This window comes from Streptomyces sp. NPDC057002 (assembly GCF_042673825.1).
In the GTDB taxonomy this organism is placed as follows: Bacteria; Actinomycetota; Actinomycetes; order Streptomycetales; family Streptomycetaceae; genus Streptomyces.
This window is the reverse complement of sequence record NZ_JBHURZ010000014.1, coordinates 37,681-50,854: the sequence shown is the minus strand read 5'-3', so window position 1 is coordinate 50,854 and position 13,174 is coordinate 37,681. Positions and strand designations below refer to the sequence as shown.

General features: G+C 70.1%; 12 protein-coding genes and 1 other RNA gene. 10 read left to right on the top strand and 3 right to left on the bottom strand.

Annotated features, from left to right (window positions below):
• Nucleotides 1-108: 108 nt before the first annotated feature.
• From ACFT32_RS42755 to ACFT32_RS42745, 3 genes are all read left to right on the top strand, one after another.
• A complete protein-coding gene (locus ACFT32_RS42755) occupies nucleotides 109-1,353 on the top strand; it encodes a serine/threonine-protein kinase (protein WP_382500003.1) in 1,245 nt (414 codons plus the stop codon).
• A gap of 229 nt (nucleotides 1,354-1,582) precedes the next feature.
• Nucleotides 1,583-2,689 carry a peptide chain release factor 2 gene (gene prfB / locus ACFT32_RS42750; RefSeq protein WP_382500001.1) on the top strand — a complete coding sequence of 369 codons (1,107 nt, stop codon included), beginning with the start codon at nucleotides 1,583-1,585 and terminating at the stop codon, nucleotides 2,687-2,689.
• Nucleotides 2,690-2,977: 288 nt separating this feature from the next.
• A complete protein-coding gene (locus tag ACFT32_RS42745) occupies nucleotides 2,978-3,598 on the top strand; it encodes a hypothetical protein (protein ID WP_382499999.1) in 621 nt (206 codons plus the stop codon).
• A gap of 108 nt (nucleotides 3,599-3,706) precedes the next feature.
• Here ACFT32_RS42745 and ACFT32_RS42740 read toward each other — a convergent pair whose 3' ends face one another.
• On the bottom strand, nucleotides 3,707-3,898 hold the full coding sequence (locus ACFT32_RS42740) for a hypothetical protein (protein ID WP_261683029.1): 192 nt from the start codon (nucleotides 3,896-3,898) through the stop codon (nucleotides 3,707-3,709).
• A gap of 220 nt (nucleotides 3,899-4,118) precedes the next feature.
• Here ACFT32_RS42740 and ftsE point away from each other — a divergent pair, with 220 nt between their 5' ends.
• The 5 genes from ftsE to ssrA all read left to right on the top strand — a co-directional run bounded on the left by ftsE (nucleotide 4,119) and on the right by ssrA (nucleotide 8,057).
• Nucleotides 4,119-4,808 carry a cell division ATP-binding protein FtsE gene (ftsE, locus tag ACFT32_RS42735; RefSeq protein ID WP_382499997.1) on the top strand — a complete coding sequence of 230 codons (690 nt, stop codon included), beginning with the start codon at nucleotides 4,119-4,121 and terminating at the stop codon, nucleotides 4,806-4,808.
• Nucleotides 4,809-4,847: 39 nt separating this feature from the next.
• Nucleotides 4,848-5,765 (top strand): permease-like cell division protein FtsX, encoded by a 918-nt coding sequence (gene ftsX, locus ACFT32_RS42730; RefSeq protein WP_382499996.1) that lies wholly within the window; start codon nucleotides 4,848-4,850, stop codon nucleotides 5,763-5,765.
• A 68-nt stretch (nucleotides 5,766-5,833) separates the two neighbouring features.
• On the top strand, nucleotides 5,834-7,003 hold the full coding sequence (locus tag ACFT32_RS42725) for a S41 family peptidase (RefSeq protein WP_382499994.1): 1,170 nt from the start codon (nucleotides 5,834-5,836) through the stop codon (nucleotides 7,001-7,003).
• A 46-nt stretch (nucleotides 7,004-7,049) separates the two neighbouring features.
• Nucleotides 7,050-7,532 (top strand): SsrA-binding protein SmpB, encoded by a 483-nt coding sequence (smpB, locus tag ACFT32_RS42720; RefSeq protein ID WP_382499992.1) that lies wholly within the window; start codon nucleotides 7,050-7,052, stop codon nucleotides 7,530-7,532.
• 121 nt (nucleotides 7,533-7,653) lie between these two features.
• Nucleotides 7,654-8,057: a transfer-messenger RNA gene (ssrA, locus tag ACFT32_RS42715) on the top strand.
• A 60-nt stretch (nucleotides 8,058-8,117) separates the two neighbouring features.
• Here ssrA and yicI read toward each other — a convergent pair.
• Both yicI and ACFT32_RS42705 read right to left on the bottom strand, forming a co-directional pair.
• Nucleotides 8,118-10,334 carry an alpha-xylosidase gene (yicI, locus tag ACFT32_RS42710; RefSeq protein ID WP_382499990.1) on the bottom strand — a complete coding sequence of 739 codons (2,217 nt, stop codon included), beginning with the start codon at nucleotides 10,332-10,334 and terminating at the stop codon, nucleotides 8,118-8,120.
• Nucleotides 10,335-10,420: 86 nt separating this feature from the next.
• Entirely contained in the window at nucleotides 10,421-11,629 is a 1,209-nt protein-coding gene (locus ACFT32_RS42705) for an MFS transporter (protein WP_382499988.1), read from the bottom strand.
• Nucleotides 11,630-11,840: 211 nt separating this feature from the next.
• Here ACFT32_RS42705 and ACFT32_RS42700 point away from each other — a divergent pair, with 211 nt between their 5' ends.
• Entirely contained in the window at nucleotides 11,841-12,086 is a 246-nt protein-coding gene (locus ACFT32_RS42700) for a hypothetical protein (protein ID WP_382499985.1), read from the top strand.
• Nucleotides 12,087-12,098: 12 nt separating this feature from the next.
• Complete coding sequence (locus tag ACFT32_RS42695; RefSeq protein WP_382499983.1) at nucleotides 12,099-12,932, top strand: hypothetical protein; 834 nt, start codon at nucleotides 12,099-12,101, stop codon at nucleotides 12,930-12,932.
• Nucleotides 12,933-13,174 lie beyond the last annotated feature (242 nt).

The window sequence follows — 13,174 nt, the reverse complement described above, 5'->3', positions numbered from 1 at the left end:
CGGGGTTGGTGATTTGTCGACACCTGGCGGGTGATTTCCGCCCGGGCGGTGAAGGTTGGCTCTTCCTGCGCGTAGTTTTAGCGACAACACGCGTCGGTAGGAGCAGCCTTGGCACGGAAGATCGGCAGCCGGTACACCGCTCACCAGATCCTGGGGCGGGGCAGCGCCGGCACGGTGTGGCTGGGCGAGGGCCCCGAAGGCCCGGTCGCCATCAAGCTGCTGCGCGAGGACCTCGCGTCCGACCAGGAGCTCGTCGGACGCTTCGTACAGGAGCGGACGGCGCTGCTCGGCCTCGAGCACCCGCACGTCGTGTCGGTGCGCGACCTGGTGGTGGACGGCAACGACCTGGCGCTGGTCATGGACCTGGTCCGCGGTACGGACCTCAGGACCCGGCTGGAGCGGGAACGCCGGCTGCCGCCCGAGGCGGCCGTGGCGATCGCGGCCGACATCGCCGACGGGCTGGCGGCCGCGCACGCCGCGGGCGTCGTGCACCGGGACGTGAAGCCGGAGAACGTGCTCCTGGACATGCAGGGCCCGCTCGGCCCCGGCGGCTCCCATCGCGCGCTGCTGACCGACTTCGGCGTGGCCAAGCTCATCGACACCCCGCGCCGGACCAAGGCCACGAAGATCATCGGGACACCGGACTACCTCGCCCCGGAGATCGTCGAGGGCCTGCCACCGCGCGCGTCCGTCGACATCTACGCGCTCGCCACGGTGCTGTACGAGCTGCTCGCGGGCTTCACCCCGTTCGGCGGCGGCCATCCGGGCGCGGTGCTGCGCAGGCACGTCACGGAGACGGTCGTCCCGCTGCCCGGCATCCCCGACGAGTTGTGGCAACTGCTCGTGCAGTGCCTGGCCAAGGCGCCGGCCTCGCGGCTGCGGGCCTCGGAGCTCGGGGCGCGGCTGCGGGAACTGCTGCCGATGCTGGCGGGCATGCCGCCGCTGGAGGTGGACGAGCCGGACACGGAGTCCGAGGAGGCCGACCGGGAGGAGCAGCCGGCCGGACCGGCGCCGGCCGCGGAGCGGGTCCGCAGACGCGGCGCCGTCCCCTTGGTCCCGGGCGCGAAGCCGGCCGACTCCAACCGGGACACCCACACCTCGATGCGCGTCCCCGCCCCCGACGAACTGGCCGGCGGCGCCCACGGCACGGCCCGCGCCCCGCGCACGACGGGCACGCCGCGGCCCGGTTCGGCCCGCAACCGCGCCGCCGCCCGGCGCCGCCGTCTGGCGCTCGGGGCGGGCGCGGTCGCCCTCGTGGCCGCGATCGGCGTCGGCGCGTGGCTGTCCACGTCGGACGACGACGCGAGCACCCCTCCCCAGGACACGAGGAACTCGGCCCCGCAGTCGCCTTGACCCGTTCCGGAGAACCGGCGCGGGTCGACGGCGGTGGCGGTCGGAGCGGGTGCCGGGGGCTGTCGATGCCGGGTGACCGATGCCGCGGTGCCGCCGGAGACCGGGAACTGGGCACGAGCATCGTCCTGACCGGCCCCGGAGCGCGGGGGCGCCCCGTTCGCGCTCTCCCCGGCCGGTCGTCTCCGCCCGCCCGGCGATGGCCGCCGGACGGAGCCGTTACGCTGGAGGCGTGGCAGTCGTCGATGTATCCGAAGAGCTCAAGTCCCTCTCCTCGACCATGGAGTCGATCGAGGCCGTTCTGGACCTCGACAAGCTGAGGGCAGACATCGCCGTGCTCGAGGAGCAGGCGGCCGCGCCGTCCCTGTGGGACAACCCCGATGAGGCGCAGAAGATCACCAGCAAGCTGTCCCACCTCCAGGCCGAGGTGCGCAAGGCCGAGGCCCTGCGCGGTCGCCTCGACGACCTGGGCGTTCTCTTCGAGATGGCCGAGGAGGAGGACGACCCGGACACCCGCGCCGAGGCCGAGTCCGAGCTCGCCGCGGTGAAGAAGGCGCTGGACGAGATGGAGGTCCGCACCCTCCTCTCCGGCGAGTACGACTCCCGTGAGGCCCTGGTGAACATCCGCGCCGAGGCCGGCGGCGTCGACGCCGCCGACTTCGCCGAGAAGCTCCAGCGCATGTACCTGCGGTGGGCCGAGCAGCGCGGCTACAAGACCGAGATCTACGAGACGTCGTACGCGGAGGAGGCCGGCATCAAGTCGACCACCTTCGCCGTCCAGGCGCCCTACGCGTACGGCACGCTCTCCGTCGAGCAGGGCACGCACCGGCTCGTGCGCATCTCGCCCTTCGACAACCAGGGGCGCCGCCAGACCTCCTTCGCGGGCGTCGAGATCCTGCCTGTGGTCGAGCAGACCGACCACATCGAGATCGACGAGTCCGAACTGCGGATCGACGTGTACCGCTCGTCCGGCCCCGGCGGCCAGGGCGTCAACACCACCGACTCCGCGGTGCGCCTCACCCACCTCCCCACCGGCATCGTCGTCTCCTGCCAGAACGAGCGGTCGCAGATCCAGAACAAGGCGAGCGCGATGAACGTCCTCCAGGCCAAGCTCCTCGATCGGCGCCGCCAGGAGGAACAGGCCAAGATGGACGCCCTCAAGGGCGACGGCGGCAACTCCTGGGGCAACCAGATGCGTTCGTACGTGCTGCACCCGTACCAGATGGTCAAGGACCTGCGCACCGAGTGCGAGGTCGGCAACCCCGAGGCCGTGTTCAACGGCGAGATCGACGGGTTCCTCGAGGCCGGAATTCGCTGGCGCAAGCAGCAGGAGAAGTAAGTTTGTCGACAAGGCAACTGCCGACGCGAGTGCGGCAGTTGCCTTTTCTGTGCCCGGATGTCTGGGTTTTACATCACACTCACAGAGTTCGACTCTCCGCATAGCCCTCAGAGTTGGACATGGCGCCCGCAAACGCCCTTGACGTGTTCTTGAAAAATGGGAAGGGTAAAGCGCGGCATGCGTGTCTCTGGGGCGCATGTGAACCGGGGGGCTTTTTCACCGCAGCCGCCCTGTCGATCGCAGCCCCGAGCCTTGCCTCACTGACGAGCTACTGGGGGTAGCAACCACATGACGAAGAAGACGCGGATCCGTGTCGCACGGATAGCGGCCGGCGCCGTGATCGCGGCCGGTGCCTCGCTGACCGCCGCCGGTGCCGCATCCGCCGCGGAGGCCGAGGACTGCCTGCTCGGCATCCTGTGCGCCAACGAGTCGCCGTCCCCGACGCCGACCGACCCGCCGACCGAGCTCCCCACCGACCCGCCCACGGACCTCCCGACCGACCCGCCGTCGACCGAGGAGCCCACGGACGAGCCGACGGAGCCCACGGACGAGCCCACCGAGCCGACCGAGGACCCGACCGACGCGCCGACCGACCCGGGCAACGGGAACGGCAACGGTGGCGGCAACGGCAATGGTGGCAACAACGGCGGCGGCAACAACACCGACCCCGACGGCGGCACCTCCCCGCAGGAGGAGGGCTCCTCCTCCATCACGGACACCGGCTCGGACTCCACCCCGGCGGCCCCGCAGGGCCAGGCCCAGGCCCAGGGCAACGGCGCGGAGCTCGCCGAGACGGGTGCCGCGCAGACCACCTTCCTGGTGATCGGCGCCGCCACGATGATCGCCGGCGGTGTCGGCTTCCGCCTCCTGCCGCGCCTCGTTGGCGGCCGCGGCGGGGCTGCCGCCTGACGGTAGCCGCGTCCGTACGGACCGTAGGCACAGTGCGAAGCCGAGGGCCCGGAGCGAAACGCTCCGGGCCCTCGGCCTTGTCTGTGGTGTGTCTGTGGTCCGCGGGTGCTACGCGGTCTGGTGCGCCAGCAGCGCCACCGCGGCGATCAGCACCGTCAGCAGTGCGATCAGCGTCATCGGGTTCAGATTCGCGAGGAAGTTCTCCTGCTGCAGCCGCTCGCGGTTCGCGCGGCACACGGGGCACCTGCCCTCGCTCACTGGGGCCGCGCAGTTCGCGCACACCAACCGGTCGTACGTCATGCGCTCGCCCTCCTTGCGCCGGTTCCTTGTATGTAACGCTCGTGCGGGTGCGAACGTTCCCTCTCCACTGTGCCAGGTTCCTCCGGAGGGCGCGCGGCTCGCTCTCACAGGGGCGTACAAAACGGCACATCCCTTGCGCAACCACAGTCGGTGACTGCGGTCTGCTCCCCGGTTCGCGTATGGTCACGCTCATCTACCCCCGGCGACCCGTGGTGCATCCGTGATCCGATTCGACAACGTCTCCAAGGTCTACCCCAAGCAGACCCGCCCCGCCCTCAGGGATGTATCCCTGGAGGTCGACAAGGGCGAGTTCGTCTTCCTCGTGGGGTCCTCGGGCTCCGGAAAGTCCACCTTCCTGCGGCTGGTCCTCCGCGAGGAGCGGTGCAGTCACGGGCAGGTGCACGTCCTGGGCAAGGACCTCGCACGCCTCTCCAACTGGAAGGTGCCGCAGATGCGGCGCCAGCTGGGGACGGTCTTCCAGGACTTCCGCCTGCTGCCGAACAAGACGGTCGGCGAGAACGTCGCCTTCGCGCAGGAGGTCATCGGCAAGTCGCGCGGCGAGATCCGCAAGTCCGTCCCGCAGGTGCTCGACCTCGTCGGCCTCGGCGGCAAGGACGACCGGATGCCCGGCGAGCTGTCCGGCGGTGAGCAGCAGCGCGTCGCCATCGCGCGGGCCTTCGTCAACCGGCCCAAGCTGCTCATCGCCGACGAGCCCACCGGCAACCTCGACCCGCAGACCTCCGTCGGCATCATGAAGCTGCTCGACCGCATCAACCGGACGGGCACGACCGTGGTGATGGCCACGCACGACCAGAACATCGTCGACCAGATGCGCAAGCGCGTCATCGAACTGGAGCAGGGCCGCCTCGTCCGCGACCAGGCCCGCGGTGTCTACGGCTACCAGCACTGAGACCGCACCCGAGATCACGGAAAGGCATAACCAGTCGCCATGCGCGCCCAGTTCGTCCTGTCGGAGATCGGCGTCGGTCTCCGCCGCAACCTGACGATGACCTTCGCCGTCATCGTCTCCGTCGCCCTGTCGCTAGCCCTGTTCGGCGGGTCGCTCCTGATGAGCGACCAGGTCAACACCATGAAGGGCTACTGGTACGACAAGGTCAACGTCTCGGTCTTCCTCTGCAACAAGAGCGACGCCGAGTCCGACCCCAACTGCGCCAAGGGCGCGGTGACCGACGACCAGAAGAAGCAGATCCAGACCGACCTCGGCAAGATGGGTGTGGTCGAGAAGGTCACGTACGAGTCCCAGGACCAGGCGTACAAGCACTACAAGGAGCAGTTCGGCGACTCCCCGCTGGCCAGCTCCCTCACGCCGGACCAGATGCAGGAGTCGTACCGCATCAAGCTGAAGGACCCGCAGAAGTACCAGGTCATCGCGACCGCCTTCGACGGGCGGGACGGCGTGCAGTCCGTTCAGGACCAAAAGGGCATTCTGGACAATCTGTTCGGGCTACTCAATGGCATGAACTGGGCGGCGCGGGCGGTGATGGCGCTGATGCTCGTCGTCGCGCTGATGCTGATCGTCAACACAGTGCGCGTCTCGGCGTTCAGCCGGCGGCGTGAGACCGGCATCATGCGCCTGGTCGGCGCCTCGGGCTTCTACATCCAGGCGCCGTTCATCATGGAGGCCGCGGTCGCCGGACTCATCGGCGGCACGGTCGCCTGCGGCTTCCTGGTGGTCGCCAGATACTTCATCATCGACCACGGTCTGGCGCTGTCCGAGAAGCTGAATCTGATCAACTTCATCGGCTGGGACGCGGTCCTGACCAAGCTGCCGCTCATCCTCGCCACGAGCCTGCTGATGCCCGCGTTGGCCGCGTTCTTCGCGCTGCGCAAGTACTTGAAGGTGTGACACATGCCAACAGGGGCCGTACGGACAACAGACCGTACGGCCCTTCCCCTTGTCCTAGACTCACCGGCATGTCAGGTCGTGACCCGTTCTGTCAGCCCCGCCGCATCCGCCGCGGGGCCGCCCTGACCTTGCTCTTCACGAGCGTGCTCGTCGCCGGCGCGGCCACCGGGTCCCTCCCGCAGGCCGACCGCAAGTCCGCTCCCGACGAGGCCCGTTCGGCCACCCCGGCCGCGCGCCACGCCGATGTCGCCAGGGCCGCAGAGGAGGCCATGGCCGACGGAAAGTCCCCGATGGAGGCCGCGAAGCGCGCGGTCAGCCGCAGCGGGGACCGCTGGGGCGCCGTCTACTCCCAGGGCGAGTACGAGGAGTTCGAGGAGTCCCTCGACGGCCAGTACACCGGCGTCGGCCTGTGGGCCCGCAGCGAACGGGACGGCCGTATCGAGGTGACGAAGGTGCGCTCAGGCTCGCCCGCGGCCGCCTCCGGGATCCGCCCCGGGGACCTGCTGCGCAGCGTCGACGGCGCGAGGACCGACGGGCGGCCCGTCACCGAGGTCGTCTCCTTACTGCGCGGGGACGCCACCGAAGCCGGCGCAGGCACCACCGTCCGGCTCGGCCTGGAGCGCGGCACGCGCGCGTGGAGCGAGACCCTGCGCCGGGCCCAGCTGTCCACGGACTCGGTCAGTGTCCGGGAAGTCGCCGGTTCGGTCACCGTCATCAGGGTCGACACCTTCACCAAGGGCTCCGGCGAACAGATCCGCGAGGCCGTCCGGCAGGCCCCGCGCGGCGCCGGAATCGTCCTCGACCTGCGCGCCAACTCCGGCGGCCTGGTCACCGAGGCCGTCACCGCCGCCTCCGCCTTCCTCGACGGCGGCCTGGTCGCCACATACGACGTCGACGGCGAGCAGCGCGCCCTGCACGCCGACCCCGGCGGCGACACGACGAGACCCCTGGTCGCGCTCGTCGACGGCGGGACGATGAGCGCGGCCGAGCTTCTCACCGGTGCCGTCCAGGACCGCGGACGGGCCCTCGTCGTGGGCTCCCGCACCTTCGGCAAGGGCTCGGTCCAGATGCCGAGCAGGCTGCCCGACGGCTCCGTGGCGGAGCTGACCGTCGGGCACTACCGCACCCCCTCGGGCCGGGGCGTCGACGGCCGGGGCATCACGCCCGACCTGGAAACCGACGACGGAGCCCTCCAGCGGGCCGAGACCCTGCTGCGCGGCCTCGCCGGCCCGTCGTAATCGACTTTCCCGCGGCCCCCTCCGTAGTGCGAAAATGGACGGCACTATGGCTAAGGAAAAAGGGCGCAAGATGATCGCGCAGAACAAGAAGGCGCGGCACGACTACCTCATCATCGACACCTACGAGGCCGGTCTGGTCCTCTCCGGCACCGAGGTGAAGTCGCTGCGCCAGGGACGAGCGTCGCTGGCCGACGGCTTCGTGCAGATGGACGGGCACGAGGCGTGGCTGCACAACGTGCATGTGCCGGAGTACAGCCAGGGCACCTGGACCAACCACAGCGCCCGGCGCAAGCGGAAGCTGCTGCTGCACCGCGTCGAGATCGACAAGCTGGAGTCCAAGTCCCAGGAGACGGGACACACCATCGTGCCCCTCGCGCTGTACTTCAAGGACGGCCGCGCCAAGGTCGAGATCGCGCTGGCGAAGGGCAAGAAGGAGTACGACAAGCGCCAGACACTCCGCGAGAAGCAGGACCGGCGCGAGACGGAGCGGGCGGTCTCCGCGGTGCGCAGGAAGCAGGGGGCGTCGTAGGTCCCCGCACGTCACCCGGGGGTCTCCGGCGGGTGGGGGAATACGCTGGCACCGACCCGCGTTGGTCACGTACGATGGCACCTGCACCCCACGCAGGGCGCACGGTTTGAAAAATCAACATGGGGATGATCGGTTTCGACAGCGGCTGTCGAAGCAGGGGAAGCGTGTCGAGGAAGCGGCCATGATCTCGTAAACCACAGGCCGAAAAAAATAATCGCCAATTCCAAGCGATCTGTCTCCCAGGGCGAGCTCGCCCTCGCTGCCTGATTTTCAGGTAGCGAGCAGCGGCTCCCCTACTTAAGGGAGTGTCAGCCCGGGGGTGTTCCCGACCCGGATCCTGGCATCATTTAGGGGACTAAACCTTGATCCCGGTCACGGGGTGAAGAGGGAAACCAAACAGTGACTGGGCCCGTCGGAGACTTGTCGGCGTGATCTCCGGGGCCGAGAAAAGCACAGCCGACTGCACACGGAGAAGCCCTCCTTCCGCACCGTTGGACGCGGGTTCGATTCCCGCCATCTCCACTCATCCCATGTGGGCACAGGCCCCGTCGCTTCCGAGCGGCGGGGCCTGTGTCATGGCCTTTGTCATGGCCGGACATCGTGGCCACCGGCGTCTGTGAGCGTCCAGGCTGTCGCCGGGTCGCTGCACGACGCCCGCAGGGTGTCCCCTTCGCGTACGACCGTGAAGGTCACGTCCCCGACCGGCACGGTCACGCTGTCGCCGTCCCGGAGGCGGTACGCCCGCAGAGTCACCCCGGCGGCATGGTCGTAGTCCGGGCGGTCGTCCACCGCGCCCACCGGGATCACGGCCCCGGGCCGGACCAGCAGCGGCACACTCAGGAAACCGTGGCGTTCGCGCACCCAGCGCGGGCCGGTCACCGTCTCCCCGGTGAGGAAGTGGGTCCAGGTGCCCTCGGGGACGTAGTAGGTGACGTCGCCCTCGTCGCTGAACACCGGCGCGACCAGCAGGTCGGGGCCGAGCATGTACTGCCGTTCCAGGTGCGCGCACCCCGGGTCGTCCGGGAACTCCAGCACCATCGCCCGCATCACCGGCACGCCCTCGGTGTGGGCGGTCCGGGCCGCCTCGTACAGATAGGGCATGAGCCGCAGCTTCAGCCGGGTGAAGTGGCGCGTGACCTCCACCGACTCCTCGTCGAACAGCCAGGGGACGCGGTACGACGAGCTGCCGTGCAGCCGGCTGTGCGAGGAGAGCAGGCCGAAGGCCAGCCACCGTTTGAACAGGGCCGGGGACGGCGTGCCCTCGAAGCCGCCGATGTCATGGCTCCAGAAGCCGAAGCCCGACAGGCCGAGGGACAGGCCGCCGCGCAGGGACTCGGCCATCGACTCGTACGTCGCCTCGCAGTCGCCGCCCCAGTGCACCGGGAACTGCTGGCTGCCCGTGGTCGCCGAGCGGGCGAAGAGGACGGCCTCCTCCTCGCCGCGGTGCTTGCGCAGTACCTCGAAGACCGTGCGGTTGTACAGGTACGTGTAGTAGTTGTGCATCCGCTCCGGGTCGGAGCCGTCGGACCAGGTCACATCGAGCGGCACGCGTTCGCCGAAGTCGGTCTTGAAGCAGTCGACGCCCTGCGCGAGCAGCGCCTCCAGCTTGGCGGCGTACCAGTCGCGGGCGGCCGGGCTGGTGAAATCGACCAGGGCCATGCCGGGCTGCCACATGTCCCACTGCCAGACGCTGCCGTCCGGGCGCTTCAGCAGATGCCCGAGTTCCTTGCCCTCGGCGAACAGCGGGGAGCGCTGGGCGATGTACGGGTTGATCCAGACGCTGACACGCAGGTCACGGGCCTTGAGCCGGGCCAGCATGCCCTCCGGGTCCGGGAAGACCCGCGGATCCCACTGGAAGTCGCACCAGTGGAACTCGCGCATCCAGAAGCAGTCGAAGTGGAAGACGGAGAGGGGCAGCTCGCGCTCCCTCATGCCCTCGATGAAGGACGTCACCGTCTCCTCGTCGTACGAGGTGGTGAAGGACGTCGACAGCCACAGGCCGAACGACCAGGCGGGCGGCAGGGCCGGGCGGCCGGTCAGGGCCGTGTACTTGCGCAGGATGTCCTTCGGGGTCGGGCCGTAGATGACGTAGTACGTCAGCTCCTGCGTCTCCGCGCTGAACTGCACCCGGGACACGACTTCCGAGGCGACCTCGAAGGACACCTGGCCCGGGTGGTCGACGAAGACGCCGTAGCCCGCGTCCGTGAGGTAGAAGGGCACGTTCTTGTAGGCCTGTTCGCTGCACGTGCCGCCGTCGGCCTGCCAGATGTCGACGACCTGCCCGTTCTTCACCAGCGGGCCGAAGCGCTCACCGAGGCCGTAGACGGCGGTGCCGACCTGGAGCACCAGCTGTTCGCGCAGATGGTGGGCGCCGGTCGCGTCCCGCATGATGCCCATGCTCCTGTGGCCGCTGCCGGTGAGCGTGCGGCCGCGCGCGGCGAACTCGACATGCCAGGGGCCGCCGCGGGCCACCCGGACCGACAGCTCGCCCGAGGTCAGGGTCGTGTGCTCGTCGTCGTACGAGATCCGTGCGTCCGGCCGGGAGCCGGTGAGCTCGAACTCCGGGCCGCGGCGCTGCCCGCCCGTGAAGTGCGTCAGCGTCAGGCCGATGACGTCGGGCATGGGGGTGTGGGCGCGCAGCGTCAGGACGGGGCCCGTCATCAGGTCGCCGCGGGAGCGGATGGGCCGGGTCGGCGCGTGGAACTCCAGCGCGTCGTCCGACTCGGTGACGTCGAGGACCTCGGCCGGGTGGGCGGCGGTGACGCCCTCGCGCAGCAGCCAGTAGCCGTCGGTGAACTTCATGTGGGGGGTCCCTAACTTCCCGGCGCATGATGTCGATGATGTCGAAGCGCTTCGACAGTCGAACGTATGCGGGGTGCGTGAGGGCGTCAATGGGCAGTGAGGCAATCGGTGAAGCGATTCGACGCCACGATCGGGGACAACGCCAGGGCCAGGGCTGCCGCCGTCACCGGGATGCCGTATCCGGCCGTGGCCGACACATGCTCCACCGTCCAGCCGCCGAGCGCGCCGCCACCGGCGATGCCGCCCAGCAGGCCGGTCACCGCGAGGGTCATGCCCTCGTTCAGCCGGCCCTCGGGGGTGCGCTCCTGGACCAGCGTCATGGTGGTGACCATCGTCGGGGCCGTAGCCATCCCGGCGACCAGCAGCGCGCCCGCGAGGACCAGGAGGGAGCCGGTGAGGACGGCCGCGAGCAGCGGCAGCGTCAGCAGCGCGGTCATCGCGGCCACGCACCACGGCAGACGCGCCCCGGCAGGCCCGGTGGGCTTCGCGGCGCCGTACAGCAGGCCCGCCGCGCAGGAACCGGCCGCCTGGAGCGCGAGTACGGCACCGGCCGCCGACTGCTGCCCCCGGCTGTCCGCGAACGCGAGCGTGACGACCTCCGTCGAGCCGAAGATCCCGCCCATCGCCAGACAGACCGCGAGCAGCGGGGGCATGCCGGGGGCGCGCAGCGGCGCCTTCGCGGGTATGTGCTCGCGGACCGGCGGCTCCGTGGCGCGCCGGGTCGTGAACAGGAGCATGCCCGTCAGCAGCAGCACCGCACCGACGAGCGTGCCCGCCTCCGGGAAGAACGCCCCGCACAGGAAGGCCGCGAGCACCGGGCCCAGCATGAAGCACAGTTCGTCCGCGGCCTGCTCGAAGGAGTGGGCGGTGTGCAGGCCCTTCGGGTCGCCGGCCAGCAGATGCGCCCAGCGGGCCCGTGCCATGCCGCCGGTGTTGGGGGTCGTGGCGGTGGCCGCGTAGGAGGCGAACAGGGTCCAGTCCGGGGCGTCGTGACGCACGCACAGCAGCAGCGCGAGGGAGCCGAGGACGGCGATCACCGTCGCGGGCAGGGCCACCCGGGCCTGCCCGTGCCGGTCGACGAGCCGCGCGGTCCACGGCGCGACCACCGCGGTCGCCGCGAGCCCCGTCGCCGTGACCGCGCCGGCCAGGGCGTACGAACCCCGCGTCCCGGCGATCATGACGACCGCGCTGACGCTGAACATGCCCATCGGCAGTCGGGCGACCAGGTTCCCGGCGGTGAACGCGCGGGCGCCCGGCAGGCGGAAGAGGCGGCGGTACGGGGTGAGGTGCGGCATGCCCCCACCGTCGCCCGGCGGTGATCAAGCGGTCCAACACCTGTTCCGTACGGACTCACGCACCTGGGTTGTAGGACCGCCCGGTGTTTCTTCATACAGAGATATGGAGAGTACTGATGCTTCTATTGGCGGATGGAAAAGATGCTCAACCGGGAAATCCTTCACTCGTTTGCCGCGCATCCGCCGCAGAGGACCGACGGTTAGTCGGTACATGACCGAGGCGACCAGGAAAAATGGTTGGGCGGTAACGCTCGGCCCGTACACCTACATTCCCGCTCCGGCGCACTCGTCGGCCACCGTCAACGGCACGCTCACCAACGGCGGTTGCCCGGTCACACTGCAGGTGACCGAGCCGGTTCTGCGCGATTTCATCGACACCATGAGCGTGCTGGAAAAGGATCTTGCGCGACGGTGGATCAGTGCGACGGAATGGCCCGCATTCGCGCTTGCGGAATAGTCGGGTCGCGCCATGTATGACAATAAAATCGAAGGCAGTGGCCGGCACCGGGCTCCGGCCCGGGAATTCTTCACCCCCCTGACACCACCGGACCCGACCTGGGATCCGGCCGAGGAACTGGCGTTCATCCTCGAGGAGGCCCTGGGGCAACAGGCGGCGAGGGTTCCCGCTCCCCGTGACGAGGCGGCGGAGGCGGACCCGGACCCGATGGACCCGGAGCCGGTACCTGCTCCGGCGCCGGGCGTCCACATGAGGCGGCTCCAGGACATCACCGAGGAACTGCCGCCCGTGCGGGATTTCCACCGGCGCCACCGCAAGGTCCGCACCCGCAAGAAGCTCGGCCTGCTCCGCACCACCAGCCTCTTCGTCGCCGCCCTGGCGGCCGTCATCGCCTCCGCGGTGAGCCTCCTGGGCGGCATGGTCGCCTACGACCCCCTGCGCCTGGTCGGCGTGTCCCCCGAGGGGAAGAGTTTCGGCAGCTGGTGGCCCCTGCTGGTGTACGGGCCCTGGCTGGTGGCGTCCCTGTCCGTGCTGCGGGCCGCGCTCCATCAGCGCCGGGCCGTGCACTCCTGGTGCGTGGTCCTGGTCTTCTCCTGCGTCGCCGTACTGCTCTGTGTCGCCCAGGCGCCGAAGACCGTGCTCGGCACCGCGGCGGCCGCCCTGCCGGGTGTGGCGGCCCTGGCCTGCTTCCAGCAGGTCGTCCGCCAGATCACCCTGACCCGCCCGCCCCTGCGCTCGGTGCCCCGGCACCGCCTGGGCCAGACCGGCCCGCGGGACGTGCCAGGCGCCGACCCCGGCGAGGGCACGGGGCAGGGCGAGACTCCCGGGCGGGGCACCGGTTCCTGAGGCTCTCGGGCGGTCGGGGAGCGGCGTGGCCTGAGCTCTCGGGCGGTCGGGGAGCGGCGTGGCCTGAGGCTCTCGGGCGGTCGGGGAGCGCGGCGTGGCCTGAGATCCCGGGCGCTCCGGGAGCGGCGTGGCCTGCGTCCTTGCGCTGTCGGGGAGCGGGGTGGCCTGCGTCCTTGCGCTGTCGGGGAGCGGCGACGCCTGAGCTCCTGCGCTGTCGGGGAGCGGCGTGGCCTGCGTCCTCG

What these genes read in the sequence shown, in the direction of transcription:
- ACFT32_RS42745 (WP_382499999.1), top strand. Translation starts at nt 2,978, where the DNA reads ATGACGAAGAAGACGCGGATCCGTGTCGCACGGATAGCGGCCGGCGCC.
- ACFT32_RS42740 (WP_261683029.1), bottom strand. Translation starts at nt 3,898, where the DNA reads ATGACGTACGACCGGTTGGTGTGCGCGAACTGCGCGGCCCCAGTGAGC.
- ftsX (WP_382499996.1), top strand. Translation starts at nt 4,848, where the DNA reads ATGCGCGCCCAGTTCGTCCTGTCGGAGATCGGCGTCGGTCTCCGCCGC.
- ACFT32_RS42725 (WP_382499994.1), top strand. Translation starts at nt 5,834, where the DNA reads ATGTCAGGTCGTGACCCGTTCTGTCAGCCCCGCCGCATCCGCCGCGGG.
- smpB (WP_382499992.1), top strand. Translation starts at nt 7,050, where the DNA reads ATGGCTAAGGAAAAAGGGCGCAAGATGATCGCGCAGAACAAGAAGGCG.
- yicI (WP_382499990.1), bottom strand. Translation starts at nt 10,334, where the DNA reads ATGAAGTTCACCGACGGCTACTGGCTGCTGCGCGAGGGCGTCACCGCC.
- ACFT32_RS42705 (WP_382499988.1), bottom strand. Translation starts at nt 11,629, where the DNA reads ATGCCGCACCTCACCCCGTACCGCCGCCTCTTCCGCCTGCCGGGCGCC.
- ACFT32_RS42700 (WP_382499985.1), top strand. Translation starts at nt 11,841, where the DNA reads ATGACCGAGGCGACCAGGAAAAATGGTTGGGCGGTAACGCTCGGCCCG.
- ACFT32_RS42695 (WP_382499983.1), top strand. Translation starts at nt 12,099, where the DNA reads ATGTATGACAATAAAATCGAAGGCAGTGGCCGGCACCGGGCTCCGGCC.